The organism is Streptomyces misionensis, assembly GCF_007896895.1.
Classification (GTDB): domain Bacteria; phylum Actinomycetota; class Actinomycetes; order Streptomycetales; family Streptomycetaceae; genus Streptomyces; species Streptomyces misionensis_A.
This window is the reverse complement of sequence record NZ_VOGW01000087.1, coordinates 96,643-115,789: the sequence shown is the minus strand read 5'-3', so window position 1 is coordinate 115,789 and position 19,147 is coordinate 96,643. Positions and strand designations below refer to the sequence as shown.

19 protein-coding genes and 1 pseudogene are annotated in these 19,147 nt (G+C 71.3%); 8 read left to right on the top strand and 12 right to left on the bottom strand.

What is annotated here, in order from left to right; genetic code table 11:
* Positions 1-48 precede the first annotated feature (48 nt).
* Positions 49-285 (bottom strand): annotated as a pseudogene (locus FRZ03_RS41195) (helix-turn-helix domain-containing protein); the annotation flags it as partial.
* A gap of 417 nt (positions 286-702) precedes the next feature.
* Here FRZ03_RS41195 and FRZ03_RS40300 point away from each other — a divergent pair.
* On the top strand, positions 703-1,011 hold the full coding sequence (locus tag FRZ03_RS40300; RefSeq protein WP_146465703.1) for a hypothetical protein: 309 nt from the start codon (positions 703-705) through the stop codon (positions 1,009-1,011).
* Between the two features lie 39 nt (positions 1,012-1,050).
* Here the strand turns inward: FRZ03_RS40300 and FRZ03_RS15310 are convergent, their stop codons facing one another.
* From FRZ03_RS15310 to FRZ03_RS15305, 3 genes are all read right to left on the bottom strand, one after another.
* Positions 1,051-2,232 (bottom strand): cysteine desulfurase family protein, encoded by a 1,182-nt coding sequence (locus tag FRZ03_RS15310; RefSeq protein WP_261399077.1) that lies wholly within the window; start codon positions 2,230-2,232, stop codon positions 1,051-1,053.
* The gene (locus FRZ03_RS39120) at positions 2,229-2,381 is read right to left on the bottom strand and encodes a hypothetical protein (RefSeq protein WP_186785435.1); all 153 of its coding nucleotides are present in this window, start codon (positions 2,379-2,381) and stop codon (positions 2,229-2,231) included. Before FRZ03_RS39120 ends, FRZ03_RS15310 begins: the two co-directional genes overlap by 4 nt.
* Before the next feature lie 165 nt (positions 2,382-2,546).
* Complete coding sequence (locus tag FRZ03_RS15305; protein ID WP_146465702.1) at positions 2,547-3,536, bottom strand: S66 peptidase family protein; 990 nt, start codon at positions 3,534-3,536, stop codon at positions 2,547-2,549.
* 230 nt (positions 3,537-3,766) lie between these two features.
* On the opposite strand from FRZ03_RS15305, the gene FRZ03_RS39115 reads away from it, so the two are divergent.
* Both FRZ03_RS39115 and FRZ03_RS15290 read left to right on the top strand, forming a co-directional pair.
* A complete protein-coding gene (locus FRZ03_RS39115; protein ID WP_261399075.1) occupies positions 3,767-4,759 on the top strand; it encodes an intradiol ring-cleavage dioxygenase in 993 nt (330 codons plus the stop codon).
* 387 nt (positions 4,760-5,146) lie between these two features.
* Entirely contained in the window at positions 5,147-6,172 is a 1,026-nt protein-coding gene (locus FRZ03_RS15290; RefSeq protein ID WP_222443377.1) for a DMT family transporter, read from the top strand.
* A 40-nt stretch (positions 6,173-6,212) separates the two neighbouring features.
* On the opposite strand, the gene FRZ03_RS15285 is transcribed toward FRZ03_RS15290, so the two are convergent.
* The 3 genes from FRZ03_RS15285 to FRZ03_RS15275 all read right to left on the bottom strand — a co-directional run bounded on the left by FRZ03_RS15285 (position 6,213) and on the right by FRZ03_RS15275 (position 8,072).
* Positions 6,213-6,605 carry a nuclear transport factor 2 family protein gene (locus tag FRZ03_RS15285; RefSeq protein ID WP_146465699.1) on the bottom strand — a complete coding sequence of 131 codons (393 nt, stop codon included), beginning with the start codon at positions 6,603-6,605 and terminating at the stop codon, positions 6,213-6,215.
* Positions 6,606-6,655: 50 nt separating this feature from the next.
* Positions 6,656-7,507 (bottom strand): alpha/beta fold hydrolase, encoded by an 852-nt coding sequence (locus tag FRZ03_RS15280; protein ID WP_146465698.1) that lies wholly within the window; start codon positions 7,505-7,507, stop codon positions 6,656-6,658.
* A 70-nt stretch (positions 7,508-7,577) separates the two neighbouring features.
* Complete coding sequence (locus FRZ03_RS15275) at positions 7,578-8,072, bottom strand: winged helix-turn-helix transcriptional regulator (RefSeq protein WP_146465697.1); 495 nt, start codon at positions 8,070-8,072, stop codon at positions 7,578-7,580.
* A gap of 266 nt (positions 8,073-8,338) precedes the next feature.
* On the opposite strand from FRZ03_RS15275, the gene FRZ03_RS15270 reads away from it, so the two are divergent.
* From FRZ03_RS15270 to FRZ03_RS15260, 3 genes are read left to right on the top strand one after another with little or no spacing between them, the layout of a single operon-like run.
* Positions 8,339-8,779, top strand: coding sequence for an Lrp/AsnC family transcriptional regulator (locus FRZ03_RS15270; protein WP_146465696.1), 441 nt, complete (start codon positions 8,339-8,341; stop codon positions 8,777-8,779).
* Between the two features lie 52 nt (positions 8,780-8,831).
* On the top strand, positions 8,832-11,804 hold the full coding sequence (locus FRZ03_RS15265; RefSeq protein WP_146465695.1) for an aminotransferase: 2,973 nt from the start codon (positions 8,832-8,834) through the stop codon (positions 11,802-11,804).
* 60 nt (positions 11,805-11,864) lie between these two features.
* The gene (locus tag FRZ03_RS15260) at positions 11,865-13,196 is read left to right on the top strand and encodes a flavin monoamine oxidase family protein (RefSeq protein ID WP_146465694.1); all 1,332 of its coding nucleotides are present in this window, start codon (positions 11,865-11,867) and stop codon (positions 13,194-13,196) included.
* 46 nt (positions 13,197-13,242) lie between these two features.
* Here FRZ03_RS15260 and FRZ03_RS15255 read toward each other — a convergent pair whose 3' ends face one another.
* The gene (locus FRZ03_RS15255) at positions 13,243-13,806 is read right to left on the bottom strand and encodes a GNAT family N-acetyltransferase (protein ID WP_146465693.1); all 564 of its coding nucleotides are present in this window, start codon (positions 13,804-13,806) and stop codon (positions 13,243-13,245) included.
* Positions 13,807-14,060: 254 nt separating this feature from the next.
* On the opposite strand from FRZ03_RS15255, the gene FRZ03_RS15250 reads away from it, so the two are divergent.
* Both FRZ03_RS15250 and FRZ03_RS41190 read left to right on the top strand, forming a co-directional pair.
* Complete coding sequence (locus FRZ03_RS15250; RefSeq protein WP_146465692.1) at positions 14,061-14,549, top strand: hypothetical protein; 489 nt, start codon at positions 14,061-14,063, stop codon at positions 14,547-14,549.
* Positions 14,550-14,728: 179 nt separating this feature from the next.
* Entirely contained in the window at positions 14,729-15,196 is a 468-nt protein-coding gene (locus FRZ03_RS41190; RefSeq protein WP_146465691.1) for a M91 family zinc metallopeptidase, read from the top strand.
* A 20-nt stretch (positions 15,197-15,216) separates the two neighbouring features.
* On the opposite strand, the gene FRZ03_RS15240 is transcribed toward FRZ03_RS41190, so the two are convergent.
* The 4 genes from FRZ03_RS15240 to FRZ03_RS15225 form a co-directional block, all read right to left on the bottom strand.
* Complete coding sequence (locus FRZ03_RS15240; protein ID WP_146465690.1) at positions 15,217-15,870, bottom strand: YceI family protein; 654 nt, start codon at positions 15,868-15,870, stop codon at positions 15,217-15,219.
* A 55-nt stretch (positions 15,871-15,925) separates the two neighbouring features.
* Positions 15,926-16,840 (bottom strand): YceI family protein, encoded by a 915-nt coding sequence (locus FRZ03_RS15235; protein ID WP_186785434.1) that lies wholly within the window; start codon positions 16,838-16,840, stop codon positions 15,926-15,928.
* A gap of 427 nt (positions 16,841-17,267) precedes the next feature.
* Entirely contained in the window at positions 17,268-18,212 is a 945-nt protein-coding gene (locus FRZ03_RS15230) for an aldo/keto reductase (protein ID WP_261399070.1), read from the bottom strand.
* 41 nt (positions 18,213-18,253) lie between these two features.
* Positions 18,254-18,763: a GMC oxidoreductase gene (locus FRZ03_RS15225; protein ID WP_146465689.1), complete on the bottom strand. Its 510-nt coding sequence runs from the start codon at positions 18,761-18,763 to the stop codon at positions 18,254-18,256.
* Positions 18,764-19,147 lie beyond the last annotated feature (384 nt).

Sequence of the window (19,147 nt, the reverse complement as noted above, 5' to 3'; positions counted from 1 at the left end):
CGCACGCCGCCGGAAGTTCCACGATGTCGCGCCGCCCGCGCGTGCGGCCTCCGGGGTGAGTCCCGTCCAGCGGCGGAAGGCCCGGTGGCAGGAGTTGGTGTCGTCGTAGGCGAGGAGGCAGGCGACCTGGGAGGTGGTGAGCGAGCGGTCCGCCAGGTAGCGGCGGGCGGGTTTCTCCCTGGTGTCGCCGAGGACGGCCCGGTAGCTGGTGTCCTCCGCCTGCAGCTGCCGCTGGAGCGTGCGAGGGCTGACCACGAGCTGGCCGGCGATCGCGGCCAAGCGCATGTCCCCGCCCACCGTCATCGCCGACGCCACGGCAGGGCCGTCACGGCACGCCGGCCCAGGACCCGCTGCCACCGGGGTCAGCGCACGCCCCCTCATCGCCCTGCGGCGCCTCCTTCCCGACCCGCGCCTTCGACGCCCTGGTCACCCGGTCCATGGGCCTTTCCCGCTGATCCCCCGGGACACCGCGCGGACATGGCTGCCGCTGTCGGGACTGTGAGGCAGAGGGCCGCGGAACGGCAGGAGCGGCCGGTGGCCGTCCGGACGCGGCACGTGTGAGACGGGGCGGGCATGGCACTCGCCGGGTGCGGGCCACCCCGCCTTGACGGAGCGGCCCGGCCGGACAAGGGCGTACCAGCGGGTGGAGGACGGTGCCGAGGTGACCGGGAACAGCTTCCCCACGGCGTGGTGGGCCGGGCCGTGAGGCGCGGCAAGCGGTACGCCGTTGCCGCGTCCGGGCAGTGGACCGACGAGGAGGACGGCCGGCGCAGGCTGCCCGCGGGCGAAGTCCACGCCTGGGAGCCGGGCCGGAACGAGACCGTTTGCGGACTGTCCCTCAGCCGCTCGCAACTCGCGCGCTTCCCGCACGTCGGCTGGCCGGACATCCTGCCCGAATCCGGTGGCGCGGCCGACAGGGTGCGCAGGGTGTGCCGCCGCTGCGCCTCCGCGGCCGGACGCAGCGGCAGTGACGCACGCCCCCGCTGGCATCGCGTCCATCCCCGCCCGTGAGCGCCGTCGGTCCTTCTCCGCGCCGGCCGCGCCCTGCGGTCACCGCCCGGCAGCCGCCCGGACGAGGGCCGTCGCCGCGGTCTCGATGTCGTCCGGGGTGGTCCAGCGGCCCAGGGACAACCGCAGCGCGCCGAGCGCGCGGGCCGGGTCGAGGCCCATGGCTGTCAGCACCGGGGAGGGAGTGTGGTCGCCGCTGTGGCAGGCGGAGCCGGTGGATGCCGCGAGCTGCGGGGCGGCGGCAAGGAGTTCGTGACCGAGGGCGCCGTCGACGCTGACGTTCAAGGTGTTCGGCAAGCGGTTCTTCTCCGGGCCGTTGAGGCGCACGCGGCCGGGCAGTGCGTCGGTGAGCCGTCGGTGGAGACCGTCGCGCAGGGCGGCGATGCGGGCGGGGGCGCCGTCGGCAAGCTCGTCGGCCGCGATCCGGGCGGCGGTGCCGAGGGCGACGGCCAGGGCGACGTTCTCGGTGCCGGCACGCAGACCGCTCTCCTGCCCGCCGCCGTAGACGACCGGCTCCAGTGGGACGCCGTCGCGTACGTACAGGGCGGCGGCGCCTTTGGGCGCGTACATCTTGTGTCCGACCACGGTGAGCAGGTCGACGCCCAGGGCTTCGACGGCGAGAGGGATCTTCCCGGCCGCTTGGGCGGCGTCGCAGTGGAACAGTGCCCCGCGGTCGTGGGCGACGGCGGCGAGGTCGGTGATCGGCTGGAGGGCGCCGGTCTCGTTGTTCGCCGCCATCACGGAGACCAGCACCGTGTCCTCGTCCAGCGCGGCGGCCAGGGCTTCGGGGGCGACGAGGCCGTCGCCGTCGACCGGCAGGACGGTCACCCGCGTGCCGTGCAGCCGCCGCAGGGCGGCGCAGGTCTCCAGGACGGCCGGATGCTCGGTGGCCTGAGTGATCACGTGGGGGCGGGACAGGCCGGAGGCCAGGACGGCGCCCCGCAGGGCGAGCAGGTCGGCCTCGGAACCGGAGCCGGTGAACACGACCTCACCGGGCGCGGCGCCGATCAGGTCCGCGACCTGGCCGCGGGCCTCGGCGAGCGCCCTTCGCGGTTCGACGGCGTGGGGGTGGCCGCTGGAGGGATTGCCGAAGAAGTCGGTCAGATACGGCAGCATCGCCTCGGCGACGCGGGGGTCGACCGGGGTGGTGGCGTTGTGATCGAGGTAGACGGGACCGCCGGCGAGAGCGGGATGCGGGGGCAGATGGTCGGTATAGGGGTTCACGCCGTCACCCCTCCACGGACCGCCGGGCCGGCCAGGCGCGGTTCTCCCCGCGCGAACGTGCGGCGGCCGCCTTCCACGCCGGCAGGACTTGTTCCCAGCAGCACGGTGGACTCCTCCGCCGTCTTGCGCATCGTCCAGGACCACGTCACGAAGGCATGCTAAGCGGCCGGCGTCCTTCGGGGTTGATCACGTCACCGGGGCGGCGGCGGACGATCGGGCGAGCCGGCGCGACGGGCATGACCGGCAGGCCGATCGGGAGAGACGGAACACGACGCGCCGCGGCCCTCCGGGCCCGAGCCGGCATCCGACAGGCCTCAGCCTTCCGTGACCGCCGGCTCGATCAGGGACAGCGTCCGGTTGTCCGCGTCCATGTGCGCGCGGACGCCGATGGGCAGCGGCAGGTTCGGCGAGGTGTGACCGAAGTCGACCTGTGCGAGCACCGGGATGTCCCGTCGGCCCAGGACGTCGAGCACCACGTCGCGTAGATCCGCGCGCTGTCCGCCACCCTCGTGGGGCGTGACGTCGGTCGGGATGCCGACCACCATGCCGGCGATCCGGTCCAGCACACCGGACAGCCGCAAGGTGTGCAGGTCGTTCCAGATCCGTGAGACCGGCCGCTGCAGCTCCTCCCAGAACAACACGGCGCCGTCGAACCGTTCGGGGGCCGGCGCGAACGGTGTCGCCTGCAGGAGGACCAGGCGGTTCAGCAAGCCGCCGAACAGTGGTCCCTGCGCGCTGCCCGGCCGCCAGGTCTCCCAGGCCTCCTTCGCCGGCAGCGCGCCCGGCGCCTCGGCCTTGGTGAGCACTCGGGTGTAGAGGTCGACGAGCTCGGAGCGACGGGCCGCGTCGCCCAGCGTGTACCAATCGCCGCCGAAGCCGTGGGTGGCGATGTCGGCGTGGAATCCGACGAGGCCCGTGCGGGCGTGCAACGCCATGTGCAGCAGCGAGATGTCGCTGTAGCCGATGATCGGTTTCGGGTCGGCCCGGATCGCGTCCAGGTCGATCAGATCGAGATAGCCGATGGTCGCCTGTCCACCGGTGTGCGCGACGACGGCCCGCACCTCCGGGTCCCGGAGCAGCGCATTGAGTTCGTCGGCCTGCTCCGCCGGAGTGCCCGACGCCCACCAGCGCTTCCGCGCCGGGTCGACCATCGGGCTCACCCGCACGCGGAAACCCATCCGCTCGAGGATCGCCACACCGCGGGCGAGCAGCGGTTCCTCACCCGGCTCGAGCTGGCCCGACGGCGCGGTGACGACCACCAGGTCCCCGGAACGCAGCGCACGGGGCCGCAGGACGGCAGGCATGGAACTCCTCCTTGTTGATCAACAATGGCGTCCAACACGGCCCGTGCCGGTGATATTCCGCCGCACCGGCTTGATATCGCCCTGAAAACCCCGGCCGGCCCCACCGGTCGCCGCCACGCGGCCGACACGCCGTTGCGGGCCCTGGCCAGACCGCTACCGGCCAGGACTTGGCCTGTTAGGGGCGCGTGCTTCACATGGGGTTCACAGACAGCGTTCCTACTGTCGTGCGCATGCCTAGACTCTCTCCCGAAGAGCCTGACAACTCTCTCGTCTCCCGACTCGTGTCCCGCCGCCGCATGCTGGTCCTGGGCGGCGCGGCCGGTGCCGTCGCCCTCAGCGGGGCGGGTGCCGTCGCGAGCGCCGCCGACCGGAACGCCGCCGGCGCCGGAACTCTCGACTCGGTGAAGTCGGCCGCCTCCGCGTCCAGCGCCTGCATGTCGCTGACCACGGAGCAGATCGAGGGCCCCTACTACATCGACTATGAACTCTTCCGGAGGAACGTGGTCGAGGACCGCACCGGAATCCCGCTCCTCCTCGTGCTGCGCGCGGTGGACAGCGCGACCTGCGAACCCATCCGTAACTCGGCCGTCGAGATCTGGCACTGCGACGCGTCCGGCGTCTACTCGGGCTACACCCAGACCGGCAACGGCGGCGGCGGTACGCCCCCCGGTCCGCCGCCCTCCGGTACGCCGACGGCACCTCCGGGCGGCACGGACGGTCCCGGCGGCCCCGGGGGCCCGGGCGGCGGGGGCGGCCACGCGGCCCCGACCGACGACCTCACCTGGCTGCGCGGCATCCAGATGACCGACCACCAGGGCTTCGTCACCTTCCGGACCGTCTTCCCCGGCTGGTACACCGGCCGCGCCGTCCACATCCACACCAAGGTGCACACCGGCGGCTCCCGGACCTCCGACGGCTACACCGGCGGACGCACCTGCCACACCGGGCAGTTCTACTTCTCCGAGGACGCGGTGAAGGCCACCGAAGACATCGCCCCCTACGCGGCGAACACCGTCTCACGCGTCACCCTCGACGCGGACTCGATCTACCCGAGAACCGGCACCCAGGGCGGTCTGCTCGAACTCGTCTACGACGAGAGGCACATCGAGCGCGGCGTCATCGGCTACATCACGATGGCGGTCGACCCCAGCGCCACGAACGACGGCGAGGGCGCACCCGGCGGCGGCCCCGCCCCCACCACCTCCCCGACACCCTCCGTCTGAGGGCGACGACGTCGGCACGCACGACAGCCAGAGCGGCCCGGACACCCGAACGGTGTCCGGGCCGCCGCCGCTCCCCGGCCCGCCACCGGGATCACCGACCCACTCGCCCCCCGGGAGAAGGGCACCGGGAAGCCGCTGCGGCGCACCCGCGGGGCGGCGGTGGGCCGGCGGGGCGAGCGGAGCGAATCGGGGGAACGCCGTGTCGACGTGCCCGGCCGCAGCCGGCCGGCCGGGTAGCCTCGCGCCGGGCACAACTCCCGCGGGACACACGGACGACCGGAAGCGGCCGATCTGCACAGGCCGACGACGGCGTCCGGCCCCAGCCGCGGGAGGGGTCCGCTGATCCGCCCAGGGCACTGAGGCGGGGGAGCAGCGAGGAGGTCTGTGATGCCCCGACCGGCCAGACGCGGCGCCGCCCCCGCGACCCCCGCCGACCGGCGGGCGAGCCCGGCGCGGTCCCGGGCGGCCCGGCCGGCATCCCGTCTGCTGCGCCATCCCGCCTGGGGGATGGCGGTCGGTGCCCTGTGCGTGTCCGCTTCGGCGGTGCTGCTGGGACTGGCCCGGACCGAGCCCGGGACGGCGTCGTTCTACCGTTGTGTTCTCGCGCTGCCCGCGCTGCTGGTGCTGGCGGTGCCGGAGCGTCGCCGGCAGGGGCCGCCGCCCCGGGGACAGTACGGCCTCGCGCTGCTCGCGGGCGCCGCGTTCGCCTGGGACATGCTGCTGTGGACCCAGGCGATCGCCGAGGTCGGCGCGGGCCTGTCCACCGTGCTGGTCAACGTGCAGGTCGTGCTGGTCCCCTTGCTGGCCCGGGCGATCGACCGGGAGCCGGTGCCGCGCTCCTTCCTGCTCTGGGTGCCGGTGATCCTCTTGGGCGTCGTCCTGACCGGAGGGGTGGTCGAGGGCGGCGCGTCCGGCAGTGATCCGCGGGCGGGCACGCTCCACGCGGTGCTGGCGGCCGTGTGCTATTCGGTGTTCCTGTTCCTGCTGCGGCGCGGCGGCCACGGAGGGCTCGTCCGGCAGCGCTACGTCGTGGTGATCGCCTGCGCCGCGGTGGTGTCGCTGCTGGCCGGCCGGTTGTCCTACGGGCTGGATCTCACTCCGGGCTGGCAGGTCATGGGCTGGCTGCTGGCGGTGGCGGTCTCCAGCCAGGTGGTGGGGTGGCTGCTGGTCGCCTCGGCCTCGCCGATGCTGAGCAGCCACGTCGGCGCCGTGCTCCTGCTGCTGACTCCGGTGGGAGCGGTCGCGCTGGGCGCGGTCGTACTGGGGGAGCGACCCACCCTGTTGCAACTGGCCGGCTGTGTCCTGATCCTGGTCAGCGCCTACTGCGCAGCCGTCCGCGAGATCCGCCCGCGCCGCCGGCCGGACCGCGGCGCGGACGGGAGCGCCTCGGGTCCGCAGGGGACGGCGGACTGAAGCGTGTGCGACCCGGCCGCGGGCCGGCCGTCCGCGGGTCTCACAGCACGGCGTCGGTGTGCAGCGGGCCGGCGGTGATGTGGATGGTGCGGATCGTTCCGCGGTCGTCGAGGCGGTACAGGTGCATGAACGGAGCCCGGACGGTGGTGTTCGGGTCGGTCTTCTTCGCCATGGTGGCCTCCCCGCGCAGGAACAGGACGCCGTCGGGGGCCTCCCAGCACTCCAGGACGGTGTGCTCGATGTGCAGCGGCTCGTCGATCTTGACGAAGAACGCCTTGATGGCCTCGGCGCCCACCACGTGGGCGGTGCCGAAGAACATCTCGGTGTCGTCGGTCGTCCGTGCGAAACCCTCGCCGAATTCGAGGGTGTCGATCTCGCGCATGAGCTGTCGGACCCATGTTGGTACGGGGGCGGGAGCGGCCTGCTGCGTCATCGTTCTTCTCCTTCCGGTCCTTCCCGCGATCCACTGCCGTCGCCGTCGGGTCAGGCAGCGGGACGGGCCGCGAGGAAGGCGTCGATCGCGGCGTTGACCTCGTCCGGGTTCTCCCGCGCGGCCAGGTGGCCGGTGCGCTGCAGCACGCGGAAGGTGCTGCCCTCGATGGCGTCGGCCATCCTCCGCACCGCGTGCACGGGAAACTGGCTGTCTTCTTCGCCTGCGACGATCAGCACGGGAATGCCGGCGGGAATGGTCGCGAGCAGCCGGTGCTCGTCCCTGCGCCCGATGAGAATCCCCCGGAGCGCCCACGCCACGGACTTGGGGTCGTTGTCCAGCACGACGTCGATGTACTTCAGGAACTCGGGGTTCTCGGCCTCGGCGGTCGGCCCGGCGAACGCCGCGCGCGCGGCCCTGGCGGCCAGTCGCGGCATGCGCGCGTGCACCGCGAGGCAGGCGGCCAGTCCGGTCGCCCAGACGCTCTCGAACGCGGTGGGCAGCGAGGCGGTGCAGTTGATGCCGACGGCAGCGGCGGTGCGCTCGGGGTGGTACGCCGGGAACACCCCGGCCAGCATGCCGCCCCAGCTGTTGCCGACCAGGACGCACCTGTCGAGGCCCAGCGCGTCCAGGACCTCGACCAGCGCGTCCGCGCACTCCTTGAGGTCGATGATCCGCCGCAGCGCGTCGGAGTGGCCGTGGCCGGGGCTGTCGACGAGGACCACGCGGTGCGTGGGGGCGAAGTGCTCGTACTGGAACCGCCACATGGTGCCGTCCATCATCAGGCTCGGCCAGAAGACCATGGCCGGGCCGTCGGTCCTACCGCCCACCCGTACGTTCATCAGACCGAGGGAGGTCGGTATCAGCTTCTCGGTGGTGTCGTCGAGCCAGTTCGTGCGTGACATGGTCACTCCTCACTCATGGATCGAGCAGAGCCGTTACTCGTAGCGTACTGCAAGTAGTAGCAAATGCTGACTACCTGTTTTCGGCCTCTTCCCCGGCCGCCTTGTCCGTGCTCGCCGCCTCCTCCGTCGGGAGCGGGTGCAGGTCGGCCGCCTCGATGGGCTGGTGACAGTGGCTGCAGGCGAGATAGGGCTCTGTCTCGTATCCGCAGGAGGTGTGCAGCAGGGCCCGCGCCGGTGCCGCCTCGCCGTCGGCGTGGCTCTCCGCCCAGCGGGTGACCGTCACGATGGCCGGCACCACCAACTCCCGTGCGCCCTCGGTCAGTCGGTACTCGTACCAGGGCTTGTCCTCCCGATACGCGTGCTTCTCCAGCAGGCCCAGCTCGGTGAGGTGATTCAGTCGCGCCGTGAGCATCGTCGCCGAGATGCCCAGCCCGCGCTTGAGCTCGCCGAACCGGTGGACCCCGAAGAAGACCTCGCGCAGGATCTGGTAGTTCCAGCGCTCGGAGACCGCCGCCAGGAACGCTTGCCCGTGCTGGAAGACGACCGGCCGTTCCTTGTCCGCCACAGGGACTCCTTATGGTAGGGAAGCGAAACTAGTATCGATACGATACCTATGACACCGCCGCCTCCGCGTCATTCGTGCCTCGGTCGTTCTCCGCTGCTCTCGGCTCCGCAGCTCTCGCCGCCACCCGGACTCCACAGCTCACGAGGACTCGTGCACCTGCATCGCGCGATTCGATCGCCTTAACGCTTGAATCACGCGCGATCATCCGGCATCGTGCTTGAAACAAGCGCGATGCCTGCGGTTGGCGCAGGCGGGAGAGGTGCTTCATGGACGAGATCGACCGGGCCATCCTGCGGGAGCTCCAGATCGACGGACGGATCCCGTACGCCGACCTGGGGCCGAAGGTCGGGTTGTCACCCTCTGCCGCGAGGCTCCGGTTGCAGCGGCTGATCGACACCAAGGCCGTCCAGGTCGTGGGAGTGACCGACCCGATGACCATGGGCCAGCAGGCGATGGCACTCCTCGGCCTGCGTGTCGACGGCGACCCCCGGGCGGTCGCCGACGAACTGTCCCGGCACGACGAAGTCGTGTACACGGTCCTGACGGCCGGCGGCTTCGACCTGTTCGTGGAGGTGGTGTGCGGCCGGCCCCGGGAGCTACTGGACTTCATCAACGACGTCGTGCGGCCCGTCGAAGGCGTCGAGTCGGTGGAGAACTTCCCCTACTTCGGGATCCACACGCACCGCTTCCTGTGGCACGTCGACTGAGGCATCCGAGCGCCTCCGCCCCTGTCTGCCCGCACCAGCCGAGGAACCCCGCATGCTGCCCGACGAGTACCGCACGATCGACTTCTTCGCCGAGGACGCCCTTCCCGCCCCCCGCGTGGCACCGGCCGAGGCGGAGCGCATCGCCGCCGAACACCTCGGCGTCACTGCTCGCGCCGAGGCGCTGGGCAGCCAGCAGGACGCCAACTTCCTGCTCCACGCCGACGACGGGACGCCCGCGGCGGTCCTGAAGATCGCCAACCCCGCCTTCGGCGTCACGGAGATCGACGCCCAGGACGCGGCGGCCGACCTGATCGCCTCCGCCCGTCCGGAACTGCGCATCGCCACCGTCCTGCGCCGCCCCGACGGCTCCCCGCGGCGCACGACGGTGAACACCGAGAACGGTCCGGCCGTCGCGCGGCTGCTGCGCTACCTGCCCGGCGGCACGCTCTCCGGACCCCGGCACCTGTCACCGACCATGGTGGCGGCCATGGGCACGATCGCCGGGGAGGTCAGCACCGCCCTGCGCGGCTTCCGGCACCCGGGACTCGACCGCGTGCTCCAGTGGGACCCGCAGCACGCCGACCGCGTCGTCGGCAGGCTCGCCGGGCACATCGACGAACCCGACCGGCGGGCCGCCGTCCAGGACGCGACCGCCGAGGCCTGGGCGCGCGTCCAGGAGGTCGCCGCCGCACTGCCGTCGCAGGCGGTGCATCTCGACCTCACCGACGACAATCTGATCCGTCGTCCCGACGCCCGTCCGCCCATGCCGGACGGGATCATCGACTTCGGTGACGTCACCCGGAGTTGGGCGGTCGGCGAACTCGCGGTGGCGCTGTCCTCGATGCTCCACCACGACGGGATCGAGCCTCACCACCTGCTGCCAGCCGTCCGCGCCTTCCACGCCGTTCGGCCGCTCTCCCGAGCGGAGACGGAGGCGTTGTGGCCGCTCGTGATCCTGCGCGCCGCCGTCCTGGTGGCCAGCGGGCGGCAGCAGGCCGCCGTCGACGAGGACAACGCCTACGCCAAGGCCGCACTCGACCGCGAGTGGCACATCTTCGAACAGGCCATCCGGCTGCCCCTGCCGGTGATGACCGGCCTCGTCAGGGATGCGACCAAAACGGCCGACGCGCCTGCCGCAACGGCGCACGCCGACACCCCGGTACGCACTCTCCTGCGAGGCGTTGCCGCCGACGACATCTCCCTCCTCGACCTGTCCATCGACGCCGACGACATGGACCACGGATCCTGGATGGACGCCGGCATCGAGGACCGGCTGGCGGCCTCCGCGCTCGCGCAGGGCGCGGCCGCGGTCGCCACCCGGTACGGCCGTGCGCGGCTCACTCGGACGCAGGTGCTGTCGGCGGTCTCGACGGCCACGGTGCCCACCGGAATCGACCTCTGGCTCGGCCGGGACGCCGTGGTCCAGGCGCCCGCCGCGGGCAGGGTCCGCACCGCGGCACCGGACCGTGTGGAACTCGCTTGCGGCGCGCAGGTGCTGTCGCTGTCGTTCGCCCGGCAGGGCCGGCCCGTCGTCGGCGCCGGTGCGACGGTGCGGGCGGGGGAGGACATCGCCCACCTCGCCTCCGGCGCCCTGGTCCACATCGCGCTGCGCGCCGCCGACGGTCCCGCCGTCCCGCGCCTGGTCCGGCCCGAGTACGCCGCCGGCTGGCTCGCGCTCACCGCCGACCCCGCCCCCCTCCTCGGCCTTCCGGCCGGCTCCGGCCGCCCGCGCGACAGGGACCTGCTCGACCGGCGCGACGCCGCGTTCGCCACCGTGCAGGGGCACTACTATGCCGACCCGCCCCGTATCGAGCGCGGTTGGCGCCATCACCTGCTGTCCACCGAGGGCCGCGCGTACCTGGACATCGTCAACAACGTCACCCCGCTGGGCCACGCCCACCCCCGGGTCGAGCAGGCGGTCTCCCGGCAGTTGCGGCGGCTCAACACCAACTCGCGATTCCACTACTCCGCCGTGGTGGAGTTCACCGAACGCCTCACCGAACTGCTTCCCGAGCCCCTGGACACGGTGTTCCTCGTCAACTCCGGCTCCGAGGCGGTGGACCTGGGCCTCCGGCTGGCCATCGGCGCCTCCGGCCGGCACGACGTCGTCGCGCTGCGCGAGGCGTACCACGGCTGGACATACGCCTCCGACGCCGTCTCCACCTCGCTCCAGGACAACCCGAACGCCCTGTCCACCCGCCCGAGTTGGGTCCACACCGTGGACTCCCCCAACTCCTACCGGGGCCGGCACCGCGGGCCGGACTCCGTACGCTACGGACCCGAGGCCGTCGCGGTGATCGACGAACTGGCCGCTTCCGGCCGCCCGGCAGGGGCGTTCATCGGCGAGACCTACTACGGCAACGCCGGAGGCGTCGCCCTCCCCGACGGCTACCTCGCCGAGGTGTACGCGGCGGTGCGCCGCCACGGCGGCCTCGCCGTCGCGGACGAGGTCCAGGTCGGCTACGGCCGCCTGGGGCACTGGTTCTGGGGCTTCGAGCAGCAAGGTGTCGTGCCCGACATCGTCTGCGTCGCCAAGGCCATGGGCAACGGCCACCCCCTCGGTGCCGTCATCACCTCGAAGGAGGTCGCCGATCGCTACCGCGAGCAGGGCTACTTCTTCTCCTCCACCGGCGGCAGCCCGGTCTCCAGCGTCGTCGGCCTCACCGTCCTGGACACCCTGCGCGACGAGGACCTCCAGGGCAACGCCGTCCGCGTCGGCAGCCATCTGAAACGCCGGCTCGAGGCACTGGCCGACCGCCACCGCGTCATCGGCGCCGTCCACGGCTCGGGCCTCTACCTCGGCCTCGAACTCGTCCGCGACCGCACCACGTTGGAGCCCGCCACCGAAGAGACCGCCGAACTCTGCGACCGCATGCTCGACCTCGGCGTGATCGTCCAGCCCACCGGCGACCATCTCAACATCCTGAAGATCAAGCCGCCGCTGTGCATCGACTCCGCCGCCGCGGACTTCTTCGCCGACACGCTCGACCTGGCCCTCGTCCAACTCCACGGCCACACCGGGTGACTGGTTCCGACGACCGACACACGGACCCGGCCGCGAGCTCCCGGGAGAAGAGAGAAGACGATGGACACGATCGTCGTCGGCGCGGGAATCGCCGGCATCACCGCAGCCCGACTGCTGCACGCCGCGGGACAACGCGTGGTCGTGCTGGAGGCGCGAGACCGCGTCGGTGGGCGGATCTGGACGGACCGCACGGCGGGCTTCCCGGTCGACCGCGGCGCCTCGTGGATCCACGGCCTCACCGGCAACCCGCTCACGGGAGTTGTCGCCGCGCTCGAGATGGAGACACACGAATTCACCGTGGGAAGCTTCCAGGCCGCCGGGCGGCCGATCGCCGACTACGACGAATCACGGCGCCTGCTCGACCATGAGGCGGCACGGCGGTGGGCCGGCGACGTCGACACGGCGGACGCCCTCCTCGAGCGGATCGTCGCGGCATCCGGCCCCGGCGAGAGTTACGCCACCGTGGCCGAGCGCGCCCTCGCCGCGACCGGATGGGAGCCCCGACGCGCCGATCGCGTCCGCGCGTTCTACCGGCATCGCACGGAGGAACAGTGCGGCGCGGAGGCCGAACAGGTAGCCGCTCACGCCCTCGACGAGGACGCCGTCGAGGGCGACGAAGTGATCTTTCCGGGTGGCTACGATGTGCTTCCCAGGGCCCTCGCGCAGGGCCTGGACGTGCGCCTGGGACGGACCGTGACCGCCGTCGGCAGGACGGCCGCAGGGGTGCGAGTCGACACGGAGGACGAGTCCTTCGAGGCGGCCCGGGCGATCGTCACCGTGCCGTTGGGCGTGCTCAAGGCAGGGGCGATCGAGTTCACGCCCGCGCTGCCCGGGGCCGTCGCGGGACCGATCGCCCGCCTCGGCATGGGCGTGTTCAACAAGGTCTTCCTTCAGTTTCCAGGCCGGTTCTGGCAGGACGCCGTCTACGCGATCCGCCGGCACGGCCGGGCCGGCTTCCCCTGGCACTCCTGGTACGACGTCTCCGCGGTGAGCGGCAAGCCGATGCTGCTGACCTTCGCGGGCGGTGCCTGGGGACGGGAGATCGAGCGGAAGACAGACGAAGAGGTCGTGTCCTCGGTCCTCGCTGCCCTCCGCGAGATCCACGGCGACTCCGTCCCCGAGCCCGTGGCGCACTGGATCACACGCTGGGGCAACGACCCCCATGCCCTCGGCTCGTACTCCTACGTCGCCGTCGGCTCCTCGCACGACGATCACGACGCGCTGGCAGAACCCGTCGACGGCGTTCTCCACTTCGCGGGAGAAGCGACCTGCGGTCGCGAGCCGGCCACCGTCCATGGCGCGCTCCAGTCGGGGCACCGCGCGGCCGAGCGGATCCTCGGCTCACGGCTCTGCCTGACCGAGCTCACACGGGGCGTGACCCCTGTGAGGTGACGTAGCCGGGCCTCGGATTCCACCTCGTACGGCTCCCGCCGCCCGCCTAACGCTGCTCCCACTGCTCCTTGGTGATCTCGTACCGTACGCCTCCGAGTTCGGAGCCCTCGACCATCTCCATGTCGGAGGGAGTGGGGATGGTGTCCGCGAGCGACATCTCGAGCTTCTGCATGACGTTGCGCGAGCCGCGGTTCACGGACATCGTCTCGGCCCAGACCATGCGCACGCCCAGCTCTGTGAAGGCCTTGGCCAGCAAGGCCCGAGAGCCCTCGGTGGCATAGCCCTTGCCCCAAGCCGCCCGCCGCAGCCGGTAGCCGAGTTCGACTTCGTCCAGCGGTCCCTGCGGCTCGGGACGCAGGATGAACCAGCCTATGAACGCGCCGCCGTCCTTCTCGTGCGCGGCGAACAGCCCGAGGTCGCCGCCCCACTTCTCGTAGCCGGAGAGGATGTTCGGCAGATGGCGCTCGCGGACGATGTCCGGCGGAGTGGGCATGCCACCGGTCAGATAGCGCATCACCGCCGGGTCGCTGTCCAGCTCGATCAGCAGGTCCGCGTCATCGGAGGTGAAGCGGCGCAGGGTGAGACGCTCGGTCTCCAGGTAGGTGTCCACGAGTCGATCATGCCTGGACCATGCCGGGGAGCCCAACGGTTTTTCTGCGACTCGGCGCCGCCGCCATGATGTCGCCCCGCCCGCACCCTCATGCCGGGGGACCGGCGCCGGCCGGTTTCGGCCGCTTGCTCCCCCAATGATGACGGAGTGAATATCGCCCGTTCAACTTATTGCGCGGGAGTTGCAAAACCAAGCGTTACAGCGCAACAGTCTTCGCCTCGGTACTGTTGGCCGGGAGCGCATTTCTGCCGGCCATGGCGGTTGCGGCTGATTCAGGTCTGGCGACGAGACCGAATTACCCAGCGGGCTCGATCACGCTCCTTCCGCAATACACCGACAATTTCACTGAGAGCCGGAACATCACTTTCAACGGCGGTGTCCCGGTCGGCGGTTGGTCGTCGCTGACCCTGCACTCGAACGGGTCGTACAGCTGGACCGGGCACATGCACAACTCCGGTGGCGTCGGCTACAACTACGGCGAGGCCTGTGTCATCCGCTTCGAGACGGGCGCGACCTACATCTTCGACGTCCGTGGAGGCATGGGCGGAGTGTTCGGCGGGTCGCGCGATTTCAACTGGCAGCGGGAGGGCCGCCTGGAGACTCTGCCCAGCGTGTGGGACGAGGCTTCGAGTTACGTGCCGAGCTGCTCGGCGAAAGCCGGCCTCGACATCGGCGGCACCATCGATGCGGCAAAAGGCGGTATTCCCTACGCCATGACGGTCCTCGCGATCATAGGTGCCTGAAGTCCGGAGAAGGGACGATTGGGCATGAGGCGTATTCGTGGGCGTACTCGTGTACGTCGGATATCGGTCGGTCTCGCCCTGCTGACGACCCTCTCCAGTGCCGGTTCGGTCGTGGGTGTCGCCCCGCCGGCGCAGGCGTTGATCAGTGTGAGTCCAGAAGTGACCTCGGCGTTCGACAAATGCATGAGGAACTACCGGGCCGAGGACGAGAGCGGCGACCCCCTGAACATCGTGCGCTACCTCGAGTTCTCTCCGCGCACGGTGCGGATCGTCCTCAACGATCGCACGCCGCAAGACCCTGGCGATTCCTCCACAGGCCCGCCAACGACGATTGGGCCAGCGCGCAGAACGGGTCGGGCACGGACAGCGTCATCGCCTGGAACAGCACGGACACTCGTCCGATGAGCGACGGCACTCCGAGGGATCCTTGCGCGCAGCTATATCACGAGATGGCCCACGCGCTGGACATGTCCCGCGGCACCCTCGACCTCCACTGGTGCCGCGGAGCTCCCCGCATACAGACCGATGAGGTGGTAGCCGTCTTCGCGGAGAACGCGTATCGCTCGTACCGGAACCTCCCTACGCGAACCGCGTACGGTACCGAGTCCGGTCCGGCGAAGCTGCCGGACTCCGTGGACGACTGCTAGGCAGCGTCCTCACCTGCCGCTTATGACGTCGACCGGATCGCCGAGATGTCGAACTGCAGCCGGACCTTCTCGCTCACCATGGTGCCGCCTGCCTTGAGGCGCTGGTTGTAGACCAGACCCCATTCGGTGCGGTCGATGGTGGTGGTGCCGTCGAAGCCGGCGCGCTCGTAGCCGAAGGGGTCCAGGACCGAGCCGAGATAGTCGAGTTGCAGATCGACAGGCCGGGTGACGTCGCGGATGGTCAGGTCCCCGGTCATGCGGAAGGTCTCTCCGCCCTCGTGGACGGTGGAGGTGCTGCGGAAGGTCATTTCCGGGTAGCGGCGCGCGTCGAAGAAGTCAGGGCCGATGATGTGCGCGTCTCTCTGTTCCACGCCCGTGTCGACGCTGGCGACCCGGATGACGAGTTCGGCCCGCGACTCCGAGGGCTGGGCCCCGTCGAAGTACAACGTGCTGTCGTAATCGGTGAAGGCCCCCCGGACTGTCGTGACCATGGCGTGCCGCACGGAGAATCCGATGCGGCTGTGCGGGCGGTCGATGGTCCATTGCCCGGTCAGTGCTCCCAGTGCCGGGTCGAGTGCGACTCCCCGGGACGTGGCCTCCGCGACGGAGGCGCCGGTGCCGAAAGCCGGGGCCGGCTCGCTGTCGGCGGTCTGGCGTCGGCCGAAGATACCCATGATCGTGAGCCCTTTCCCATCTGATTGCTCGGTCAGGAGTCCCCCCCGTGAGGGTCTACTGCGGTGGCGTGGGCGTGTCGTGGGTGCGGTACATCGCCTGTACGTCCAACTCCAGTTGGACGGTCGGTCCGACGACGGCGATGCCGCGGGCGAGCATGGAACGCCAGTTGAGGGTGAAGTCCTCCCGATGGAGTTCGGCCTTCGCCAGGGCCGCGCAGCGCAGTTCCTGTTCGTAGCCCCCGTTGATCGACCCCAGGTAGGTGGTGTCGAGGCCGACGGAACGGCTGGTGCCGTGCATGGTGAGCGTGCCGTGCAGGGTCCACTTGGAGCCGCCGCGGTGGGCGAACCGCGTGCTGGTGAAGTCGATGTACGGGTATCGCTCGACGTCCAGGAAGTCGGCGGAACGCAGGTGGTTGTCGCGGGTGTTGTTGCCCGTGGTGACGCTGGCGGCGTCGATGCGCACCGCCACCTGTGAGTCGGCCATGTTCGGAGCGACGCGGATGCTGCCCTGGAAGCGGGTGAACCGCCCGTGGACATGGGCCATGCCCACGTGCTTGGCGATGAACCGGATCGCGGTGTGCGGAGGGTCGAACAGCCAGGTCCCGGCCGTCGGCAGTTCCATCTGGCGGGCGGGCTGGAGCGCGATGCGCACGGGGGGCAGCGCCACACCGGCTGCGATGTCGAGGTTCTCCCGAGCGGGTGACAGGCCCTCGGCCACGACCATCACGCTGTAGGAACCCGGTGGCAGCGTCGCTATGAAGTAGCCGTGGGGGTCCGTGGTGCCACGTGTCGCGACCCGGTGGCTGTCCAGTGCGGTCACGGTGACCTCGGCTCCGCCCATGGGCTGCCCCATGGGATCGAGCACCTCGAAGCCGAACGCCCCGGCACCGGGCGGCAGGGGGACCGAGATGCTCGATCCGGCACCGGAGGCACCACGGGAACGCCGACGACGGAGCAGCCCGAGAGCCATGGAGTTCACCCTTCTTCCCCTGCGTCACGGACACGCGATCCGCGCAAAATTTTTACATTCGCGGTCGCCAAGAACCGTCGACGACAGGAGGACGGACGTAAAGCCAGTAGTTCGCCGACGATCATAAAGCTCACGACGCGCAGGACGTTCGCCCCGATGTCGAAGCTGCTCAACCCGCCTGCCGATGAATGCGAGGCCACATATCAGTACATCGGCCGACCATATCGCCACACCTCGGCTCCGTTGCTTTGCGGCAATGCTGTGGCGAAGGACACGGGAAAGGGCCGGGACATTCACAACCGGTCTGCGGTTTCCTCACGGACCTGACACAGAACGTGACGCGCCGCCTCGACGCGCAGGTCCGACTACGGCTCCGTCCCGGCGTGCGGGCTCGTCCTGCTCGACCCGCTGCGGCCCGGCGGCCGTATCAGGGGAGGGGCACGCCGCGCGCGGCGACCCACAGCGCGTACCACTCCTCGTGGGTGAGGTCCGGCTCGCGCAGGGCCGCGTCCCGGCAGGCGGCGATGCGTTCGGGCCGGGCCGTGCCGATGACCGGGGCGATGCCCGCCGGATGGCGTTGCAGCCACCACAGGAGGACGGTCTGCGGTGTGGTTCCCTTGCGCCCGGCGAGGTCCGTGACGAGTCGGCACACCGGCGAGTCGGGGTCGGCGGTGAGGCTGCCCCGGGTGAGCGGCCCCCAGGCCTGGAGCCGGATGCCCTGGGCCGCGCAGTGCTCCAGCGTGCCGGTCGCGAAGCCGTTGGCGGCGCCGGCCGGCGTGTCGAACAGGACGCCTGCCTCCACCCAGTCCCGCCGGGCCAGGCTCATCTCGAGTTGGTCGACGACCAGCGGAACGTCCAGATGGGCCTGGAGGAACGCGATCCGGGGCCCGCTCATGTTCGAGACGCCGAACTGCCGGACCAGACCTTGGGCGTGCAGGGACGTCAGGGCCTCGGCGATGTCCTCGGGGTCGGCGAGCGGGTCCGGCCGGTGCAGCAGGAGGACGTCCAGGACGTCCGTGCGCAACCGGACGAGACTCTCCTCGACCCGCCGCCGGATGCTCGCGCCCCGCAGGTCGTAGTGTCCGGGCCGCTCGCCGTCGGGCAGCCGGATGCCGCACTTTCCCTGGAGGACGATGCGCCGGCGCAGCCCGGGCGTCCGGGCGAGCACCTCGCCGAAGCCGGCCTCCGACTTGCCGTACCGGTAGATGTCGGCGTGGTCGAACGCCGTGATCCCGGCGGCCAGGGCCGCCTCGATCGCGGTCTCGGCGTGCCGGATGTCCTCGGACGTGTACGGCCGGCCGTCCCAGCCGCCGCCCAGGCCCATGCAGCCGTACACCAGCCGGTGCGCGCGTATGTCGGTCTGTGCTGCCATCAGAAGTCTCCGCGGAGGTGGGGTGGCGTGGGGCAGGCCGGTCAGGCGGAAAGGGCGTCGGCCAGCATCTCGGCGACGGCCAGGACCGGCAACTGGGTGTTGGCGGCGGGGACGGTCGGCAGGACGGAGGCGTCGGCGATCCGGAGGTTCGTCACACCGTGGACCGTTCCCTGCCCGTCGACCACCGCTCGCGGGTCGTCGGCCGGGCCCACGGCGCAGGTCCCCACGGGGTGCCAGTAGGTGCCCACCCGTCCGCGCAGGTCCGCGTCGGACAGGGCGTGGGCCGGTATCGCGTCCGTCGCAGCCGCCAGCGGCCGCAGCGTCTCGGCCAGGTCCGCCACCTTCCTGAGCCCCGAGCGCAGCACCGCCACGTCGCGGCCGTCGGGGTCCGTCAGGAACGCGGGGTCGATGACGGGGGGTTCGAGCGGATCGGCCGAGCGCAGCCGTACCTGCCCGCGGGAGACCGGCTTCATCAGGAAGGCGGAGATCCCGGCCTCGTACCGCCCCGGCGGCAGCTTGCCGAACAGCGGCGGGCCGGCCGTGGGCAGCATGGTCCGCGGGCACGTCGTTCGCGTACGAGTACATCCGCAAGGACGCCTCCGGCAGCGTCACCTGGGAGAGCGGGGCCACCGTTCCCGCCGGCGGCGAGGTCACGCTGAACGACACCTGGCGCAACTGACCGCCGTACCGCTCGCGTGACGACGGCCGCCGACGACGGACGGCGGCCGCCGTCCGGCAGGACCGCCCGGCCCGCATCCCGGTGCCGGGCGGTCGCGTGCCCCGCCGCGCGGCGGTGCCCCGTCCTCGCCCGTAACCGAGATCCCGAGGAGATGCGCCGACGTGGTCGGCAAGGGCACGCCGCCCGCGTCACCGGCACCCGAGGACGTGTTCCGCGCGCTCGTTTCCCCCGGATCGACCGGGCGCGGACGGTGGCG

Excerpts from the sequence above, each read along its gene's own strand:
- FRZ03_RS15305 (WP_146465702.1), bottom strand. The coding sequence starts at position 3,536 with ATGCCTGCCGTCCTGCGGCCCCGTGCGCTGCGTTCCGGGGACCTGGTG.
- FRZ03_RS39115 (WP_261399075.1), top strand. The coding sequence starts at position 3,767 with ATGCCTAGACTCTCTCCCGAAGAGCCTGACAACTCTCTCGTCTCCCGA.
- FRZ03_RS15290 (WP_222443377.1), top strand. The coding sequence starts at position 5,147 with ATGCCCCGACCGGCCAGACGCGGCGCCGCCCCCGCGACCCCCGCCGAC.
- FRZ03_RS15285 (WP_146465699.1), bottom strand. The coding sequence starts at position 6,605 with ATGACGCAGCAGGCCGCTCCCGCCCCCGTACCAACATGGGTCCGACAG.
- FRZ03_RS15280 (WP_146465698.1), bottom strand. The coding sequence starts at position 7,507 with ATGTCACGCACGAACTGGCTCGACGACACCACCGAGAAGCTGATACCG.
- FRZ03_RS15270 (WP_146465696.1), top strand. The coding sequence starts at position 8,339 with ATGGACGAGATCGACCGGGCCATCCTGCGGGAGCTCCAGATCGACGGA.
- FRZ03_RS15265 (WP_146465695.1), top strand. The coding sequence starts at position 8,832 with ATGCTGCCCGACGAGTACCGCACGATCGACTTCTTCGCCGAGGACGCC.
- FRZ03_RS15260 (WP_146465694.1), top strand. The coding sequence starts at position 11,865 with ATGGACACGATCGTCGTCGGCGCGGGAATCGCCGGCATCACCGCAGCC.
- FRZ03_RS15250 (WP_146465692.1), top strand. The coding sequence starts at position 14,061 with ATGGCGGTTGCGGCTGATTCAGGTCTGGCGACGAGACCGAATTACCCA.
- FRZ03_RS41190 (WP_146465691.1), top strand. The coding sequence starts at position 14,729 with ATGCATGAGGAACTACCGGGCCGAGGACGAGAGCGGCGACCCCCTGAA.
- FRZ03_RS15240 (WP_146465690.1), bottom strand. The coding sequence starts at position 15,870 with ATGGGTATCTTCGGCCGACGCCAGACCGCCGACAGCGAGCCGGCCCCG.
- FRZ03_RS15235 (WP_186785434.1), bottom strand. The coding sequence starts at position 16,840 with ATGGCTCTCGGGCTGCTCCGTCGTCGGCGTTCCCGTGGTGCCTCCGGT.
- FRZ03_RS15230 (WP_261399070.1), bottom strand. The coding sequence starts at position 18,212 with ATGGCAGCACAGACCGACATACGCGCGCACCGGCTGGTGTACGGCTGC.
- FRZ03_RS15225 (WP_146465689.1), bottom strand. The coding sequence starts at position 18,763 with ATGCTGCCCACGGCCGGCCCGCCGCTGTTCGGCAAGCTGCCGCCGGGG.